This is a genomic window from Hymenobacter sp. 5516J-16, from assembly GCF_022919335.1.
Taxonomy (GTDB): Bacteria; Bacteroidota; Bacteroidia; order Cytophagales; family Hymenobacteraceae; genus Hymenobacter; species Hymenobacter sublimis.
In genome coordinates this window covers 1,140,987-1,157,603 of record NZ_CP095058.1, presented here as the reverse complement: position 1 = coordinate 1,157,603, position 16,617 = coordinate 1,140,987, and the positions used below count along the sequence as shown (strand labels likewise).

Annotated in this window: 17 protein-coding genes and 2 pseudogenes; 4 read left to right on the top strand and 15 right to left on the bottom strand. The window is 58.7% G+C overall.

Features of this window, described 5'->3' with window-relative positions:
* Positions 1 to 3 precede the first annotated feature (3 nt).
* The 3 genes from MUN84_RS05690 to MUN84_RS05680 are packed head-to-tail and all read right to left on the bottom strand — an operon-like array spanning position 4 to position 2,858.
* Positions 4 to 777, bottom strand: coding sequence for a DUF4129 domain-containing protein (locus MUN84_RS05690; protein WP_244697015.1), 774 nt, complete (start codon positions 775 to 777; stop codon positions 4 to 6).
* 52 nt (positions 778 to 829) lie between these two features.
* Positions 830 to 1,891 carry a hypothetical protein gene (locus tag MUN84_RS05685; protein ID WP_244697014.1) on the bottom strand — a complete coding sequence of 354 codons (1,062 nt, stop codon included), beginning with the start codon at positions 1,889 to 1,891 and terminating at the stop codon, positions 830 to 832.
* A 16-nt stretch (positions 1,892 to 1,907) separates the two neighbouring features.
* Positions 1,908 to 2,858, bottom strand: coding sequence for a stage II sporulation protein M (locus tag MUN84_RS05680; RefSeq protein ID WP_244697013.1), 951 nt, complete (start codon positions 2,856 to 2,858; stop codon positions 1,908 to 1,910).
* A 104-nt stretch (positions 2,859 to 2,962) separates the two neighbouring features.
* Between MUN84_RS05680 and MUN84_RS05675 the strand changes: the two genes are divergently transcribed.
* Both MUN84_RS05675 and MUN84_RS05670 read left to right on the top strand, forming a co-directional pair.
* The gene (locus MUN84_RS05675; RefSeq protein WP_244697012.1) at positions 2,963 to 3,505 is read left to right on the top strand and encodes an RDD family protein; all 543 of its coding nucleotides are present in this window, start codon (positions 2,963 to 2,965) and stop codon (positions 3,503 to 3,505) included.
* Positions 3,477 to 3,698, top strand: a complete 222-nt coding sequence (locus tag MUN84_RS05670; protein WP_244697011.1) for a hypothetical protein — start codon at positions 3,477 to 3,479, stop codon at positions 3,696 to 3,698. The genes MUN84_RS05675 and MUN84_RS05670 overlap by 29 nt, the downstream gene beginning before the upstream one ends.
* An 84-nt stretch (positions 3,699 to 3,782) precedes the next feature.
* Here MUN84_RS05670 and MUN84_RS05665 read toward each other — a convergent pair whose 3' ends face one another.
* The 3 genes and pseudogenes from MUN84_RS05665 to MUN84_RS05655 all read right to left on the bottom strand — a co-directional run bounded on the left by MUN84_RS05665 (position 3,783) and on the right by MUN84_RS05655 (position 7,693).
* Positions 3,783 to 4,706, bottom strand: a complete 924-nt coding sequence (locus MUN84_RS05665) for a DUF4394 domain-containing protein (RefSeq protein ID WP_244698676.1) — start codon at positions 4,704 to 4,706, stop codon at positions 3,783 to 3,785.
* Between the two features lie 17 nt (positions 4,707 to 4,723).
* Positions 4,724 to 5,794, bottom strand: a complete 1,071-nt coding sequence (locus tag MUN84_RS05660; protein WP_244697010.1) for a DUF4394 domain-containing protein — start codon at positions 5,792 to 5,794, stop codon at positions 4,724 to 4,726.
* Between the two features lie 257 nt (positions 5,795 to 6,051).
* Positions 6,052 to 7,693, bottom strand: a pseudogene (locus tag MUN84_RS05655) (GNAT family N-acetyltransferase).
* A 311-nt stretch (positions 7,694 to 8,004) separates the two neighbouring features.
* On the opposite strand from MUN84_RS05655, the gene MUN84_RS05650 reads away from it, so the two are divergent.
* Both MUN84_RS05650 and MUN84_RS05645 read left to right on the top strand, forming a co-directional pair.
* On the top strand, positions 8,005 to 8,223 hold the full coding sequence (locus MUN84_RS05650; protein WP_244697009.1) for a hypothetical protein: 219 nt from the start codon (positions 8,005 to 8,007) through the stop codon (positions 8,221 to 8,223).
* Positions 8,196 to 8,480, top strand: a complete 285-nt coding sequence (locus tag MUN84_RS05645) for a hypothetical protein (RefSeq protein WP_244697008.1) — start codon at positions 8,196 to 8,198, stop codon at positions 8,478 to 8,480. Before MUN84_RS05650 ends, MUN84_RS05645 begins: the two co-directional genes overlap by 28 nt.
* A gap of 168 nt (positions 8,481 to 8,648) precedes the next feature.
* Here MUN84_RS05645 and MUN84_RS05640 read toward each other — a convergent pair whose 3' ends face one another.
* The 9 genes and pseudogenes from MUN84_RS05640 to MUN84_RS05605 form a co-directional block, all read right to left on the bottom strand.
* Complete coding sequence (locus tag MUN84_RS05640; RefSeq protein WP_244697007.1) at positions 8,649 to 9,305, bottom strand: CoA transferase subunit B; 657 nt, start codon at positions 9,303 to 9,305, stop codon at positions 8,649 to 8,651.
* A gap of 107 nt (positions 9,306 to 9,412) precedes the next feature.
* Positions 9,413 to 10,117 carry a CoA transferase subunit A gene (locus MUN84_RS05635; RefSeq protein ID WP_244697006.1) on the bottom strand — a complete coding sequence of 235 codons (705 nt, stop codon included), beginning with the start codon at positions 10,115 to 10,117 and terminating at the stop codon, positions 9,413 to 9,415.
* Between the two features lie 238 nt (positions 10,118 to 10,355).
* Complete coding sequence (locus tag MUN84_RS05630; protein ID WP_244697005.1) at positions 10,356 to 11,300, bottom strand: bifunctional riboflavin kinase/FAD synthetase; 945 nt, start codon at positions 11,298 to 11,300, stop codon at positions 10,356 to 10,358.
* A gap of 65 nt (positions 11,301 to 11,365) precedes the next feature.
* Positions 11,366 to 11,644 carry a hypothetical protein gene (locus tag MUN84_RS23620; protein ID WP_317239199.1) on the bottom strand — a complete coding sequence of 93 codons (279 nt, stop codon included), beginning with the start codon at positions 11,642 to 11,644 and terminating at the stop codon, positions 11,366 to 11,368.
* Between the two features lie 36 nt (positions 11,645 to 11,680).
* Positions 11,681 to 12,225 (bottom strand): annotated as a pseudogene (locus MUN84_RS05625) (hypothetical protein); the annotation flags it as partial.
* 138 nt (positions 12,226 to 12,363) lie between these two features.
* On the bottom strand, positions 12,364 to 13,152 hold the full coding sequence (locus MUN84_RS05620; RefSeq protein ID WP_244697004.1) for an undecaprenyl-diphosphate phosphatase: 789 nt from the start codon (positions 13,150 to 13,152) through the stop codon (positions 12,364 to 12,366).
* Positions 13,153 to 13,260: 108 nt separating this feature from the next.
* Positions 13,261 to 13,587 carry a DUF3098 domain-containing protein gene (locus MUN84_RS05615; protein WP_244697003.1) on the bottom strand — a complete coding sequence of 109 codons (327 nt, stop codon included), beginning with the start codon at positions 13,585 to 13,587 and terminating at the stop codon, positions 13,261 to 13,263.
* Between the two features lie 147 nt (positions 13,588 to 13,734).
* Positions 13,735 to 14,622, bottom strand: coding sequence for a cell division protein FtsX (locus MUN84_RS05610; RefSeq protein WP_244697002.1), 888 nt, complete (start codon positions 14,620 to 14,622; stop codon positions 13,735 to 13,737).
* Positions 14,623 to 14,713: 91 nt separating this feature from the next.
* Complete coding sequence (locus MUN84_RS05605) at positions 14,714 to 16,582, bottom strand: translocation/assembly module TamB domain-containing protein (protein ID WP_244698674.1); 1,869 nt, start codon at positions 16,580 to 16,582, stop codon at positions 14,714 to 14,716.
* Between the last annotated feature and the right edge of the window lie 35 nt (positions 16,583 to 16,617).

Below are 16,617 nucleotides of genomic sequence, written 5' to 3'. Positions count from 1 at the left end.
AACTTAGGCCGCAGCGCGGGTAAGGTGGCGAATAAATTCCTGCCGGGCCTCGCGCAGGGCAGGGTAGGCCGGGGCGGTAAGCAGCGTCTCCCCGTACCACACGTACTCAAACTGGCGGGTTAGCTCCTGAAACGCACTAAACCAAGGCGTACCCCGCAGCTCGCGCAGGTAGTCGTGGTTGGTTTTGTCGGGCTGCCACCGGATCAGGCCCCGCTCAGTGAGGTGGCGCAGGCTGAGCAAATAACCCAGCCGGACCGCCAGCCGGTAGTTGCCAGTGGCTTCAGCTTCTGCCAGCGCGCCTTCAAAATCAACGCCGTGAATCTGCTCCCCGGCCGTATCGTAGGGCAGAGGCACCGTATGGCCCGGGCGACGAAACAAACCCGTCAAATCCAGGCGCAGAAGCCGTACTACTACGTACAGGAACGCCGCGCCAAAAAGCGCATATACCACGTAGCGGCCCCGATGCTCGTAGCCCGGCCCCGAAAACAGGCCCAGGAACCACTGGATCAGCCGCCACCAAAACCGCGACCAAAGGCTGCTGCCGCTGCCCGGCTCCGGCGTTTCGGGTTCGACGTATTGAAATTCGCGCTGCCCGCGCAACTGCCGCAGCCGAGCGGTTTGGGGCGCGCGCATAGTTCCGGCCGGCCGGGTGTCGGCGGGTAGGCTTATAAAGGTGGAGCGGGCTGGCGCCGCTGCCAGCGTATCGGCCGGGGGAGGAGCCAGCACGGGTTTGGGCGGCTGGCTGGCGCGAGCCGAGCCTACCGCACCGGCCAGCAACAGCCCAGCCAGGAGCGCCGGGCAGCTTCGTCCCAAGGCTGAAAAAGGCCGGTTAGTATTCACCTTCGTCGTCGGGGCGCAGGGCTTGCGGGGCGGCCGTTGGGGCGGTTTGGCCAATAGAATCAACCAGCAGCCGGGTGCCCTCGCCGTCCCGGCGCTCAACCAGGTTGAAGTACTGAAAGCTGATGGCAATCATAATCAGGGGGTAAAAGACCAGCGAAATCAGGGTCTGGATGGCGGAATAGACTATAAACAGTACCCGCACCAGGGGCGAAAGATCAGTGGAGCGCCCGCTCATTAAATCAGTAAACGGCAGGCCTGCCGTGGACAGGACCACCAGTACCAGCACCATAATCAGCCACAGCATCAGAAACATAACCATGATTAGGCCGAAGGTAGACCACCACTTACCCCAAACCAGTTGAAAGCAGCGCCGAATAGAGCCAAAAAAGCCACGTTCTTCGCGCAGCCACACCACAAAGTACAAGCTCAGTGCCACCATGGCGTAAATCATGAACAGGTAAATTGCCAGCACTGCCACAATGCCCACCCAGGCCCCAGCTACGGCTGCTAGCGCAACAGAAAATAAGCCGATGAGCAGGCCTACTGCCATCATGCCCACGATAAAGAGCACGCCCAAGCCAATAAATGACCCAACCATGCCCAGGAAGCGGCTTTTTACCAAGGCCCACACCTCGGCGGGCGTCACTGGAGCATCAGAGTCAGTTTTGCTGGCGCGCAGCACCACGTAGCCGTATACCACTAAGTGCAAAACCACAAAGAGCAGCAGGCCGCCCAGCATGGTTATCCAGAGGCTAGGCGAAGTGAAAATGGGCGGCAGAATGTCGCGGGGTAGTCCCAGCCGAGCCTGGCGGGTCATGTCGCCGAAAGTGGACAGCATCTGCCCTTGTAGCAGCCCTACGCCGATGCCGGTAACCAGGGCCAGGGGAAGTACCAGCGTAGCCAGCACCCGCCCCAGCGGAGTAGCATGCACGCGGATGAAATCGAAGGTAGCTTCAATCTTCTGGCTGAAATCCCGCTCGCGCAGAAAATCAGTGGGTTTGGTAAACGCGAGGTGGCGTATGAACAGGGTAGAATTGGTACCAGTAAGCAAGCAGAAAAATGAGAAATCAGGCGGCCGGACGCTGGCGGTGCAGCCACCACGGATACACCACAAAGTAGCCCAGAATAAAAGCAGCCGATACGCCAATAATGCTCAGGCTGGCGTACAGCGGCATTTCGGTGTGGCGCGTCACGAAGCCTTCGAGAAAGCCCGCCACCACAAAAATTGGGACCAGGCTCAGCACGAGCTTCATACCGTCGCGGGCCCCGCGGCGCAGGGAGTCGCGGCGGGAATAGGTGCCGGGAAACAGCAGGCTCTGGGCCATCACGGCGCCCGCCCCGCCCGCCAGCACAATGGCCGATATTTCCAGAGTGCCGTGAATCCAGATGGTCAGCACCGAGGGCAGCAGCACCCCTTTCTGGTAGAAGAAGTACTGGAAGGAACCCAGCATCACCCCGTTCTTGAACAGCATGACCAGCGTGAGCAGGCCGGCGGTAATGCCGCCAGCAAAGGCGTAGAGAGCTACCTTCACGTTGTTGAGCGTGATTTGCAGAAACATCACCGTTTCCTCCTCGCCCTTGTAAATAGCCATAGGGTCGCCTTTGTCAATATTGGCAAGGGTCTGGTTCACGTAGTTGTCGCCGAGCACCACCCGCACGAAGGTTTCGTCGCGAGCCGCCGACAAAGCCCCTATGAAGGTCGCCAGCACGAAGAAGGCCAGCGTACCCAGCAGCACCCGGTGGTGGCGGATCAGCACCTGGGGTAGTTCGTGGCGCCAGAAGTGGCCCAGGCGGTTCGTCTCCTGCTTTTTGTTTTTATAGAGGGCCTGGTGTAGCTTGCCCGTTAAGCCATTCAAGTAACTGGTCGTGGCCGAGTCTGGATAAAAGGTGCGGGCATACGACAAGTCGTCGGTTAGCTCCACGTAGCGCCGGGCCAGCTCATCGGGGCCGGTAGGCGGCGTGGCCTCGTACTGTTGCCACCGAGCTTGGTTCAGGCGTAAGAATACCGTTTCGCGCATAACTAACATTCTGCCTCAGCGGCATCTATAAGCACTGGCCCGCGGGCGCGCCGGGCTAAATATACAGGATTCAGGCGGCCCTTGGCAGGGCATTTTCTTACTTTATGAGCACCATCCGCATCCACACTACCCAAAACGTTGTCCTGGAATACGAAGCAGCCAGCGTGGGCGACCGGGTAGTAGCCCAACTGCTAGACCTGCTGGTGATGGGCCTCTGGGCGTTGGTAATCGGGTTTTTGATTGAGCAGCTCACCAACTCTTCCAATGAGCAGCGGATTATTTCTTATGTGCTCGTCTCGGCGCCCTTGCTGGTGTATCATCCCATCTGCGAGGCGTTTTTCAATGGGCAGAGCCTGGGCAAGCACCTGCGCCACCTCAAAGTAGCCCGCCTTGATGGCACCCGTCCTGGCCTCGGCGACTACCTGCTGCGCTGGCTGATTGGGCTGGTAGAAATTGGGCTGACCGTAGGTTCGCTGGCGCTGGTAGCAACTCTGCTTAACGGTCGGGCCAGCGCCTGGGGATATGGCCGCCGGTACTACCGTGGTGAGCCTGCGCCCGCGCACGCCCGATGTGCAGGCCATTACGGCCGGAACTCAGGTACCGCTCGGGTACCAGCCGGTGTTCCAGCAGGCCGCTCTGCTCTCTGACCAGGATGTGAACTTGGTACGGCAACTCCTGCACCAGGCTACCCGGCGCGACGATTTTCTGCTGCTCAACGAAGTAGCCGGCAAGGTAAAAGGCGTTACCGGCATCCAAACCGACCTGCACGACGAGCCCTTTCTGCGCACCATTCTGCGCGACCATGCCTACTTTGCCTCCCGCGACAGCGCCCACGGCTAAGTAAAGCGGTGTTCTACAGAATACTGCATAAAAAAAGAGCCGCGCTACCTCAGGTAGCGCGGCTCTTTCTGTGACAGGCTCAGCTTATTGAACAACTACACGCTGGGTGCCGGCCGTTTGGCCATCTACAGTCAGGCGCAGGAAGTACACGCCGGCACGGTGACTGGCGGGCTGCCAGTTCAGAGTGTGGGCACCGGCATTCAGGGTTCCGGCGGCTTTGCGCTCTACCGTCCGGCCCAGCGCATCAACGAGGGTCAGTTCTGCCTGGCCAGCGCGGGGCAGGCGGAAGCTTAGCTGCGAAGTAGCGCTAACCGGGTTAGGGTACAGCGAGAAGCCAGTGGCCACCTGGGGCTGGCGGTTGCCCGTCGTGACGCCGGCAGCGCCCGCAATGGCCAGGTCCCGGACCGTAATACCGTTACCGATCAGCATAGGAGCCGTAGCAGCGCCCGAGGTCAGGTTCAGGGAGTACAGGCTGGAGTTGGCGGAGGTGCCCGAAGAAGCTACCAGGTAAGCCGTATTGGTATTCTCAGCGGTGCTGAAAATGTCCATGTCCACGTTAGCGCCGGCAGTAACCGTAACGCCCGAACCGCCTATGGTATTCAGGGTGCCGTTATTCGGTGGGTCCTGACGTACGAGTATGTTTAGAGCCTCGTCGTAACCGAAAAGAGTAGTGGTCCGGGGAGCCGTGGCAGTACCAACTCCACCCGGGTAGCTATTGGTGTAGGCTACTGAACCGATGGCCGGGGTAGCAGCGGCGTTTGCGTCACCGGTGGCGTAAGTGAGCTGACCATCCACAGTGGGCGCGGCCGAAGCATCATTCGGGTTGATGCGGAAGTTGGCGCGGTTTACGCCTTCCACCCGAATCCGGTCGACGGTGGGGTTGAAGTCAAAGGCAATGCTACCGGTCCCGAGGGGCAGGGCTAGGGCGCTACCCAGAACCGTAGCTACCCCCGTAGTGGCGTTAATGGTATAGAGCTGCCCGGTTTGGGCAGTGGCGTCATAACCCAGGGCGTACAGAGCATTGTTCAGGGGCGCACATCCATGCCCACAATCGTCTGGGTAGCTGCTACCCCCGTAATTGCCACTGAGGTCCGGATAGTGCCGGGCATGGCGGTATCAAAGGTGACCAGGTTGTTGTTGCTGGTCAGGGCGTAGGCCAACTGGCCCGTTACAGCCGGCAGGGTAGCCGGGCGATTGATCTGGAAGGCAATATCCGTTACAGCTACCAGGGGAGTGGCACCGATAGTGCCCACTGAGGTAGCAGCGCCCGTGGTCAGGTTTACGGTGTACAGTGTAGTTGAGGTGGCCGTGGCGCTGGCCGTGGCTACGGTCATGTAGGCCGTGTTGGTGCCGGTAGTCGGATTGAAGTAGATATCCAAGTCCGAGTTCTGACCAGCGCCGTTGAGCGTTACGCCCAGTGGAGCAGTACCCACCGTGTTCAGGATACCATCATTGGGCGGAACCTGAGTTACGAGGCGGCTGTTCGTTTCGTCGAGGTTGTAGAGGGTAGTGCCAGTAGCGCCAATGTAGCTGTTCGTGTAGGCGGAAGAGCCGATACCCGGCGTTTGGGCAGCATTGGCATCACCCGTGGCGTACGTCAGTTGCCCATCCGTGGCAGCTAGAGCGCCGTTGTTGGGGTTAAGGCGGAAGTTGGTGCGGGCGCCTGAGGTTACCCGAATGCGGTCAACCGTGGGGTTGAAGTCAAAGCCAATCCGATTTAATTCCGTACCCAAATTCAGGGTCAGGGCCGAGCCTACGGTGGTTGCTACGCCGGTGGTGCGGTTAATGGTATACAGCTGGGCCTGCGTGCCAGTAGCGGCGTAGCCTAGGGCAAATAGCTCACCAGTGTTCGGCCGGAAATCGATGCCTACTACCGTTTGTCCCGCGGTAATGCCGGTGATGGGCACAGTAGCAGTGAGGGTGCCGGGAGTAGCCGCATCAAAAGAAACCAAGCTAGTTGCTGCCGGAGCGGTAGCAACGGATAAGCCATACACAGTTTGAGCCTGCGCCGTGCCTACGGTAGCAGCCAGGGCCATAGCGCCCAACAGGAAGCCGCCCCGACGGGCCGCCTTCCGGCGAGTAGAATGTGTAAACATGAAATAAGTAGAAGTGGTGAATGGATGAGTGCGTAAGGTGGAAAGCCTATATAGGCACGTCTAGATACGGGGTAAAACAAATTCTGGCTTTAGGTTCGGCAGTAATTAATGTACTTTTAATACTATTTGCCAAGGAAGCCGGCTTCCGCTCCTAAAAGACAAAAAGCTATACCCATGGCAGACAACGAAACGGCCTGTCAAACTACTTGACAGGCCGTTCGTAATGCCAAAGAGCTTTGGCTTTGGCAAGCAAACACTTAGCCTGCCGCTACCGCTTTGCGGCGGCTAGTGCTTTTGGGGGCGCGCTCCTCGCCCTGGGCCAGAAGTTCGTCGTCGCGCTCCGTTTTCTTGGCCCAGCTCAGCGAATACAAGTCCTTGCGCCGGTCGCGGAGGTTGCGCACGGCCCCGCTCGTGTTCAGGTCCTTCAGCAGGTCGAGGTCGAGGTCGGCAATGAGGGTCATTTCCGTGTTCGGGGTTGCTTCGGCCACAATGGCGTCGTGGGGAAAGGCGAAGTCCGAGGGGCTGAACACGGCACTCTGCGAGTACTGAATGTCCATGTTCTCGACGCGGGCAGGTTGCCCACCGAGCCCGTGATGGCCACGTAGCACTCGTTTTCAATGGCCCGAGCCTGGGCGCAGAGGCGCACGCGCTGGTAAGCATTCTTAGTATCGGTCCAGAACGGCACGAACAGAATTTTCATGCCCTCATCGGAGAGCATGCGGGAGAGTTCAGGGAACTCCACGTCGTAGCAAATCAGGATGCCGATTTTGCCGAAATCCGTGTCGAAGCAGCGTAGCTTGTCACCGCCACGCATGCCCCAGTAGCTGGCTTCGTCGGGGGTTACGTGCAGCTTGTACTGCTCGTCCACAGTACCGTCGCGGCGGCAGAGGTAGCTGACATTGTAGAGCTTGCCATCATCATAGAGCGGCATGGAGCCGGCAATAACGTTGATGTTGTAGCTCACGGCCAGCTCCATCATCTTGGTTTTGATGGGTTCGGTGAAGGCCGCCATCGAGCGGATAGCCACCGAAGGCGACTCCTCGTTGGTAAGCGCCATCATAGGGGCGTTGAAGAACTCCGGGAACAGCACGCAGTCAGCCTTATAGCCCGACACGGTGTCCACAAAAAACTCCATTTGCTGGAAAAAGTCCTCCAGATTTTTGGTAGCCCGCATCTGCCACTGCACAATGCCAATGCGCACGTTCGACTTCTGGTTACCAATCAGCTTGTCGGATTCCTCGTCGTAGTACACGTTAATCCACTCCAGCAGGGTAGCATACGCCTTCGACTCGGAGTCGTAGGGAAGGTAGCCCGAATGATTTTGCGAACGTGAAACTCGTTGGAAAGCTGGAACGTGAGAATGGGGTCAGTTATTTCCTTGGCCCGCACCATTTCTACGTACTTAGCCGGCGTCATTTCGTTGGCATAAGCCGCGTAGCCCGGAATCCGGCCGCCGGCTACCATGGCGCGCAAGTTCAGGTTTTCGCAGAGCTCCTTGCGAGCGTCGTAGAGGCGGCGGCCCAGGCGTAGGCTACGGTACTCGGGGTCCACGAACACGTCCACGCCGTAGAGCGTGTCACCGTCGGGGTTGTGGGTGTTGAACTTGCCGTGACCCGTGATTTTAGCGTAGGTATGCCGGTCGCCAAAGTCGGAGTACTGCACAATGATGGCCAAAGCGGCAGCCACTACCTGCCCGTTGTCCTCAATGCAGATCTGGCCCTCGGGGAATTTCTTCAGCAGGGCGTTGTACTCGTCCTGCGACCAGGAGCCCTCCATGTTGGAGTACACCTTGTCCATGATTTCCTTCACGGCCTTGAAGTCGCCGCGCTTTAGGGTGCGCAACACCAGCTTGTGGGCCGGAATGGCCGTGGGCGTCAGCAGCTCCGGATTCGAGGGCATGCCGGGTAAAGTTTGTTTTTTGGCGTGGGCACCATTGGCCTTGCCGTTAGAACTCGTTGCCATAGAAGTGTCAGAGGAGAATGTCGGGGAAGAAGCGCAAAGATACCGCCCGGTTCTTGGGCGCGGCGCTTGTCTTACGACGACCTAACAAATTAGGTAGTAAAAAGGCTCATTACGCCTTTGGCAGAAAGTTAACCCGGAGCGGCCCCACTGCCAGAGGGCAAACAAGTCCGCACAGGCTACCAAGTGCTGGGAGTTGCCAAAAGCCCGGTGGTACATCCCCATCCGCCGGTATCGTCGTACCTTGCCGTATGCTACCGCCCGAAGAACGACGTCTGCAAACGCTGGAGCGCATCTTGCGTGCTCCGGAGGCGTTTCCGCCCACGGCCTGGCTGTGTGCCCCGCCGGATACCACACGTTGGGGCCCCGAAAGCCCCGCTGCTGTGCTGCTGACCGCCGTAGCGGGCCAGGCCGTGCCCGCCCCCACGGCCTGGCCCGCACCATGTTCATGGATGAAGTGCAGCTGCTGATGGAGCGGCTGCTGCGGCAGGTACCCGGTGCTTCGGCCGAACTGCGCGTTTCTATCCTGAGCCGCTACAAAGACCACCATGAATTTCCGGCCCTCACCGGCCAACCCGACACGCTAGCCCTTTACCTGGCCGATGCCGTGCGAGCCGGCGGCCTTACTCCGCCCGAGGCCCTAACCCATTTCCGCCGCCACTTTTCCCACTTTACCCTGGAAGCAGCCAAGCACATCATGGCCAAGGCATTTTTCAACTCGCAGTAAGTAGTAAGTAAACCGGCATTATAAAGCGGCAGCGCCCCGGCGAGGCAACACCAATCGTTGAATAATTGGTGTTGCCCCGCCGGGGCGCTGCCCTATACATTATAGCTTGTTCTGCCATTATGCCGCTCCGGTGGGGCTAGCGGAACGCCAAATCAACCACTTAGCGGATTAGACACCAGTCATTTCGGGTACCTCATCTGGTACCACCAGTTTCCCCGCCGTGGCGGCTTTAATCTGCTCTACGGTGACGCCGGGCGCCCGCTCGCGCAGCACAAAGCCGTCGGGCGTAACGTCTAATACGGCCAGCTCGGTCACGATTTTCTTGACGCAACGCAGGCCGGTAATGGGTAGCGTACAGGCAGGCAGCAGCTTGCTGGAGCCGTCCTTGGCTACGTGCTGCATGGCCACGATGATGTTTTTAGCCGAGGCCACCAGGTCCATGGCACCGCCCATGCCTTTCACCATTTTGCCCGGAATTTTCCAGTTGGCAATGTCACCGGTTTCCGAAACTTCCATGGCACCCAGAATTGTCAGGTCCACATGCTCACCGCGGATCATGGCGAAGGAGTCGGCGGAGCTGAAGAGGCTAGAGCCGGGCAGCGTCGTTACGGTTTGCTTGCCGGCGTTGATGAGGTCGGGGTCTACCTGGTCATCGGTGGGGAAGGGGCCCATGCCCAGCAGCCCGTTCTCGGACTGCAGCTCCACGTTGATGCCCTCGGGGATATAGTTGGCAACCAGCGTCGGAATACCGATGCCGAGGTTGACGTAGGAATTGTTTTCTACTTCTTGCGCAATGCGCCGGGCAATGCCGTGTTTGTCGAGCATGATTTCAGTTAAAAACGAAGAATTAAAAATCAAAAATTGAGGTAAAAACAGGTCGTCGTCAAGTGCGCTAGAGCGGGGCCGTATGACCAGTTTTTACTTTTTAATTCTCAATTTTTACTTGAAGAAATCGTGCGCTGCTCAATGCGCTTCTCGTAGTTTTTGCCTTCGAAAATACGCTGCACGAAGATGCCAGGCGTATGAATCTGGTTGGGGTCCAGCTCGCCGGCAGGCACTAGCTCCTCCACTTCCGCTACCGTGATTTTACCGGCTGTAGCCATCATGGGGTTGAAGTTGCGAGCCGTGCCTTTGTAGATGAGGTTACCGGCCGTGTCGCCTTTCCAGGCCTTCACGAAAGCAAAATCGGCGTGCAAGGCGGTTTCCAGCAGGTACATTTTGCCGTTGAACTCCCGGCTTTCCTTGCCTTCGCCTACCTCCGTGCCGTAGCCAGCCGGGGTGTAGAAAGCCGGAATGCCCGCGCCGCCGGCCCGGCACCGCTCGGCCAGGGTGCCCTGCGGAATCAGCTCTACTTCCAATTCGCCCGAGAGCAACTGGCGCTCAAACTCGGCGTTTTCGCCCACGTAGCTGGAAATCATCTTGCGCACCTGCTTGGTTTGCAGCAGGCGGCCAATGCCGAAATCATCAACGCCGGCATTGTTGCTGATGCAGGTAAGGTTGCGTACGCCCAGGCGCAAAATTTCTTGGATTGAATTTTCGGGAATGCCGCACAGGCCAAAGCCGCCGAGCATCAGGGTCATGCCGTCGGTGAGGCCGCGCAGGGCCTCGGCCGGACCGGCCACTACTTTGTTGATCATGGGGTGGGAAGAATTTGGAGCAGCAAGATAAAGAAGTGAGGTAACAGGTGAGGAGGTAAACAGGTAACAGGTAAGAAAGAACGTCATTCCGAAGGGAGTGAGGAATCTTGCGTGCTGACGTTGCTATGACAAACCAACATCAGCACGCAAGATTCCTCACTCCCTTCGGAATGACGTTCTCTGATCTTACCATCATGAGGTTGTGGCCTTTACTTAGTATGCTTCAACTCATCACCCTTCACAAAGCCGCCCGAGCTGCCTCCGCATCTTGGGCTAGCTGGGCTTTTAGGGCGTCAAGGCCGTTGAACTTCTGCTCATCACGCAGGCGGGCTACGAGTTCTACTTTTAGGCTCTGATCGTACAGGTCGCCCTCGAAGCCTAGTAGGTGCGCCTCTACCGTTTGGTCGAGGCCACCCGCCACGGTGGGGCGCACGCCAATGTTGAGCATGGCAGGGTAGGTAGCGCCCGCGGCCGTGGTGGCGCGCACGGCGTACACGCCCCGAGCCGGAACCAGCTTCAGGGGCTCCGGGCAAACGATATTAGCTGTCGGCCACCCGATGGTGCGGCCCAACTGCCGGCCTTTCACAACTAGGCCCGTGAATGGGTAATTGTAACCCAGGTAGCGGTTGGCGGTTTGCACGTCGCCGGCCTCCAGGGCCCTCCGGATGCGGGTGCTGCTCACGCCCACGGCATCCACATCCTCGCGCGGAATTTCCTCTACGCTCATGCCGTAGCGGCCCGAGTGCTGGCTCAGGTACTCAAAGCCGCCCTCCCGGTTTTTACCGAAGCGGTGGTCGTAACCAATAACCAAGGTGCGGGTGCCCACCGTGCGCAGCAGAATGTTCTGAATGTATTCCTCGGAGGTCCAGGCAGCAAACTCGCGGGTGAAAGGAACAATCAAGAGGTAGTCGACGCCTAATTCGGATAGCTTGGCACTGCGCTCCTCCAGGGTATTGAGCAGGTACAGGTCCAGAGGCTCGGGGTGGGTAGGCGGCGGAGCCAGCACCAGCCGGGGGTGGGGCCAGTAAGTAATAACTACCGTGGGGCCGCCCGTGTGCTGCCCCACTTCGCGCAGGCGCCGCAAAATCTGCTGGTGCCCCACATGAACCCCGTCGAAGGTGCCGCTGGTAACCACGGCATTGCCAAGGTGCGGAAACTGCGTGGGGTCCTGAATGACGTGCATCAGCGGTGAAATAGTGAAAGAGTGAGTGGGAGAGCCGTACTGTGCTAGAGTGTACTGGCTAGAACCTATTGGGGTTCGTTGGGAGGAGTACCGTGGGTGGCGTTAAAGTAATCGAGGCCGGCCCGGCGCTCCGGTTGGCGCTGCCGCCGCGGGCGTTCTGGGCGCTCCGTTTCACCGGCCGGGCGCGGCGGACGCAGGGCCTGAATGGCCTCCATGGTCAGGGCGTCGGAGAGACGGTACTGCCCAATGCGGGTGCGCACCAGCTTGGTTAGGTGGGCACCGCAGCCCAGGGCAGCCCCGTAGTCGCGGGCCAGGCTGCGGATGTAGGTACCCTTGGAGCACACCACCCGGAAGTCAACCTCAGGCAACGCAATGCGCGTCAGCTCAAACTCCCGAATGGTAATCTGCTTGCTTTTGATTTCGGCCTCGCCACCCCGGCGAGCTACTTCATACGCCCGCTCCCCGTTCACTTTCACGGCGGAAAAGAGCGGGGGCGTTTGCTCAACCAGCCCGATAAAGGGGGCAGGGCGGCGCGCAGCTGCTCCTCGGTTAGCTGCGCGTAAGGCAACTCCTGGTCCACGGGGGTTTCCAGGTCGAAGCTAGGAGTCGTTTGGCCGAGGCGGAACGTGCCGGTGTATTCCTTTTCCTGGACCTGAATTTGGTCGATTTCCTTGGTTTTCTTGCCCGTACACAAAATCAGTAGGCCCGTAGCCAGCGGATCAAGGGTGCCCGCGTGCCCGATTTTCTTGATGCGCAACGTGTTCTTGACCTTACGCACCACGTCAAAGGAAGACCACGTCAGGGGCTTGTCCACCAGGAGCACTTCGCCGGCTTCAAAGTCGAAAGCCGGCAGCGGGGTAGCGGGCGGCGCGGTAGCTGCGGCATCGGCGGGCAACGGCGCAGAGGAGTGTTCGGGGTGTTCCATAAGCAAAAGGGGTAGGGGCTCAGCCAACTACCCTTTAACAAGCGGCGACCTGTCCCGCCGACGCCGGAAGAAGCTGGGTTAAGCCGTTGAACTTAGTAACTCAGCTTCCTCCGGCGTCGGCGGGACAATACAAAGTGCCTAAATGATTTGAAGCGGAATGCCCAGCGCCAGCATCACCAGAATGATAACTCCTACTACAATGCGGTACAGGCCAAAGGCCCGGAACCCAAAGCGTGACACAAAATCGACGAAGGACTTAACGGCCAGCAGGGCCACGATGAAGGCCACGACGTTGCCAAAAAGCAACACTTTAATGTCCTGAGCGCCCGGAGCAGCTATTTTGAAGGTTTTGTAGAGCTGATAGGCCGTGATGACAAACATGGTGGGCACGGCCAGCAGAAAGGAGAAATCGGCGGCTGAACGCCGGTCAAAACCCTGGGCCAGACCTCCCACAATGGTAGCGGCGGAGCGCGAAACACCCGGAATCAGGGCAATGCACTGGAACAAACCAATACGTACGGCCTGGGCAAAACTGGGCGTAGTAACCTGCTTCCGCTCCCCGGTGAAAAGCCGGTCAATGAAGAGGAGCACCACGCCGCCTAGCACCAGAGACCAGGCTACTACCGCTACGTTCTTCAGGAGTGCCTCAATGACATCTTTCAGCAGAAACCCCAGGATGCCAAAGGGAATGAAGGCCGCCGCCAACTTCAAGTAGAAGTCAAGGCTCTGCAGAAAACGCCGCCAGTAAAGCACCACTACCGAGAGAATAGCACCAAACTGGATGGACGTAATAAAGGTATCGGTGAAAGACAGCTGTCCGATGCCGAGCAGGTTGGCGACGATAATCATGTGCCCCGTGCTGGAAACGGGTAGAAACTCGGTCAGACCTTCCACAATAGCTAGCAGCAGGGCGTGCCAGTACGACATAGTCAGGAGATTAGGATCAAGGAGACGTGGGGCTTGGGGGCTGGCGTGTGCTGTCCAACGCAATTTTATTGCACGACACGCAGGCCCTAAGCCCCACGTCCTCAGAAATTAACGCTTATAGCTAGGAGCTTGCGGAGGCACCGTGGGCGCTACCGGTGCGGCCGGTACGGGCTGGGAAGGGACGGTAGTGGTAGTAGTGGGGTCCAGAGCCGTTGGAGCCGTAGTGCCGGGGCGGGTCATGATGGCCCAGAACTCAATCACGAAGCCGATGGCCAGCAGAATGGGACCCAGCGTAATGCCCAGAAACCCTTCGCCGTAATCTTCCGAGTCCAGCATCATCGTGATAAAGCCCGCAGCCAGCACAGCCAGGCCAATAAACATCAGCCGGTAGTTGCGCGGCCCGAAGGCAAAGCGAGGGGTTGTGTTCGGTTCCATAGGGCAAAGGTAGGGAATGTGAGGTGGCGAAATAGTGATTGTGAGGTGATGAATGATTGAGTGAGCTACAACCGCCTGTTATCCTTTGCTAAGCTCAAGATGACGGTCTTGTTGTAACGGCTAACGCACCAGCTTAATACTTCACCTTTAATACAATTCATCGAGCGACATGCTGGTGTACTTGCGCACGGCGCGCCAGGAACTAAGAAAGCCGATGCCCATGCCTAGCACAATAAGCGCCGCCACCAGAACCCCAATCAACTGCTCGTCGCGGAAGAGGCGTAGCTCTTCCAGTTGCAGGTAGGCGTACTGCAGCAGAGCCAGTAACAGCAGCCCGGCCAGCACGCCACTTACCAAGCCCTGCCACACCGCCCGCCGCAGAAAAGGCCACTGAATAAAGGAAGAGGTAGCCCCCACCAGTTGCATGCTCCGAATCAGAAAGCGCTGGGAGAACAGGGCCAGCTTGATGGTATTGTTGATAAGGACCACCACCACAAACGTCAGTACTGCCGCAAAGCCCAGTAGCACCAGGCTCACGTTGCGCAAGTTTTTGTTGACGGAGGTAATCAGGCTTTCCACGTACTCCACCTCGAACACGCCCGGCTCTTGCTTCAGCTCCTGCTTAATGCGGGCTAGGTTTTGAGCATCGGCGTAATCGGCGTTGATTTTCAGCAGGTAGGCGTCGCGCAAAGGATTATCGCCGAGAAACTGCTGAAAATCCTCGCCGGTCTGGTCGATAAGCTGCTTGGCGCCTTCTTCCTTGGAGAGGAAGCGCACCTGGGGCTGGCGGGCTTTCACGGCCACGTAGGGCTTGCGGGAGAGGTCCTGCTGGAGGCGTAGTAGCTGGGTTTCGGGCAGGCCGCGCTCCAAGTACACCTGCATTTCCAGGTTCTCTTTTACTAGGGTCGAAATCTTGTGGGCATGAATCAGCAGCAGCCCGAACAAGCCAATCACCAGCAGGGCCAGCGTGATGCTGAACACCACCATCGTGTGCGGGTAGCTGCCCAGCTTCTTCTTGCGGGTTGGTCGGTTCATGGATAAGAGTGAAATAGTGAAGGGTGAAGTTGTGAAAATGTGTGAAGAGTGCCTTGTGTATTTCACAACTTCACCCTTCATAATTTCACCTCTACATAGCCGTGCGGGGGTCGTCGTCGATTTGTAATTCGCGGGCTTTGCGGGCGTTCTGGTCGCGGCGGCGCAGGCGCTTGCGGGCCACCAGCTCCCGGAACGAGTCGAATTGCTCGGTGTGTAGCAGCGAGACGCCAGCGCGGGCCTGATTAGCTTGGCTGAGGCCGGTTAAGTCGCGCGGGGTTGTTTCGTAGCGCAGCTTGGCCCGGAATTTTCCGTCGGGGCGCAGGTAGTATTCCAGGCTCAGGTCGCCAAGTAGGGAGCTTTGGGCGTTGGCAATGGGCTGCGTGCCGCCCCCAGCCACGCCATTGCCCACGTTGCCGCCCAGGCTGCCCTCGCGGGTGATGCGCAGGCGGCCGTTCAGAAAGGAGTAGCTCAGGCGCAGCTGCAAGGCTTGCAAGTCCTCGGCCGTCAGACCGTTCAGGTTAAAGCTGATTTCTAGGTTGGGGTCAATCTGGGAGGTGAGCAGGCCGAGTTGGGTGGAAATAATCTGGCCCAGACTATTGCCCAAGGCATTGTTGCCGCCTTCCAGCCGAGTAACGGCCAACGAGCCCACCGGCGTCAGCTGCCGGAATACTACTAGGCTGAATACTTGGCGGTTAAGCTCCTGCTCATCGTTGCGGATGGCGGAGAGGAAGGGAGCTAGGTCGCCTTCTAAGGAGGAAGGAATGTCGTTAAACTCCAGGTTCAGCCGGATAATGGGTTGCAGCAGTGGCCCGGTCAGGTTCATTACGGCCGTTACGGGTACCACTACCGTGTTGGTGCCCGTGGAGCCCGTATTAAATACAATAGGGGCCAGGGAAGTACGCTGGGTGTAGGTGGCCGTCACGTTCATTTCGCCGGCCAGCGGGTCGCCGTTCCAGACAATGGTACCACCGGGACGCACCACAAATTCCTTGTTCACCAGCCCTTGCAGGGTGAAGTTGTAAGCCCCGCGCACAATCTCTACCTGCCCGTACATATTGAAGTCGCCGCGGGTATCAATGTTCAGGCGCAGCTGCCCAGTAGCCGTACCCCGGATAATGTCACCGGTGCTTTCATCGAGCAGCAGCTCCACGTAGGCATCAGGCGTGATGTCCAAGTTCATGTTCAGCCGGATACCGGAAATATCCGTGGTGCTGGCTACCTCCACCCGGGCCGTACGGGCTGTGTCGGACAGGTTGCGGTTCACGAACTTGATGTACTTGGCTTGCTCGGCCTTGGCGGCGTTATCAAAGGGTAGGGAAACTCGGGTACCCGCTTCCGAGCGGGCCGTCACGTTTATGAACAGGTTGTCGGCGGGGCCGCGCACGATGGCCGTGCCCGTAGCGTAAGCCTGCCCGAAATACAGCTCGTTGTCCTTGCGGGTAGTATTGAGCACCTGCAGCTTGCGGAACGAAGCATTCAAATCCAGCCGCATGTCCTGGAAACCTCGTTGGAAAATGCTGCCGTTTACTACCCCCGTATTGCCCTGGGGGTCACGAACGGCAATATTCTGCAGGGCAATTCGGTCTTCCAGGAAGCGAATCCGGTCGGCGAAGGTGTAGGTGGTGCCCAGGTAGATAAAGGTCAGCTGCCCATTCGTGACGTCGAGGTTGCCGGTAAGCACGGGGGCGGAAAGCTTGCCAGTGAGGCGCAGGGTACCTACAGCCGTGCCCTGCAAGTCTCGAAACAAGGTGTTCAGGAAGGGCTCAGCCAGCTTAATTGGCGCATTATCAAGTACGCCGGTCAGGTTGAGCTGCTGGGTTTCGGCACTGGGCGTGTAGGTGCCCGTTACCGTAACGGCGCGCTGCTGGTCTCGCTCCACATCCAGGTTCACGGCCAAGCGTTTGGCGCCGTTGTCCCAGTCACCGCGGCCCTGCACGTTGCCGATGAGCACGTTATCCATGTGCAGGGAGTCAACCTTGAGCGAGGAATTGATAA